The organism is Vibrio sp. 2134-1 (assembly GCF_033339495.1).
In genome coordinates, this window is sequence record NZ_JAWOUS010000879.1 from 1 (window position 1) to 536 (window position 536).

At 45.1% G+C, this 536-nt stretch carries 1 protein-coding gene and 1 pseudogene; both read right to left on the reverse strand.

The window, feature by feature from the left end:
• Nucleotides 1–164, reverse strand: a 164-nt coding sequence (locus R7R78_RS29030) for an HTH domain-containing protein (RefSeq protein ID WP_225474955.1), incomplete at its 3' end; no start/stop codon positions are given.
• Nucleotides 161–536: pseudogene (locus R7R78_RS29035) on the reverse strand (UDP-N-acetylenolpyruvoylglucosamine reductase); the annotation flags it as partial. The pseudogene R7R78_RS29035 and the gene R7R78_RS29030, both read right to left, overlap by 4 nt.

Sequence of the window (536 nt, forward strand, 5' to 3'; positions counted from 1 at the left end):
TGGATACGATAAATATCCACTCCCCAATCATTCAACCCTTTAATGTGCTTTGCAATTGCCGCTCTAGAAATGCCCAGTTGTTGTCCAAGCATTTCACCTGAATGAAAACCGCCATCGCTGAGTGTTTTAAGGATATGTAGCTTCACTGAGTGTTCTTTTCTCATTGAGCCGCCTCAATCTTAGCGAGATTAGTTTCACCTTGACGATTCATAAAGCGCACTTCGTGTTCGAGTTCAATTTGGTACTTATCCCACACCGCCCTTTTCACCAGAGAAGCAAGTGCAACCACGTCATCAGCACTGCAGTTGTCGACATTTGTTAATACCAACGCTTGTAAAGGGTTCACCTGAGCACCGTTGACTGAAATACCTTTCAAACCACACTGGTCAATCAGCCAACCGGCTGCCACTTTCATTCCCTCGTTTGCAGGGTAAGCCACCATGTCGCTATGCTTTCGAATGAGTTGATCATAATGATCTTGGCTGATCACAGGGTTTTTAAAGAAACTCCCTGCGTTACCGACTTTAGCTGGGTCT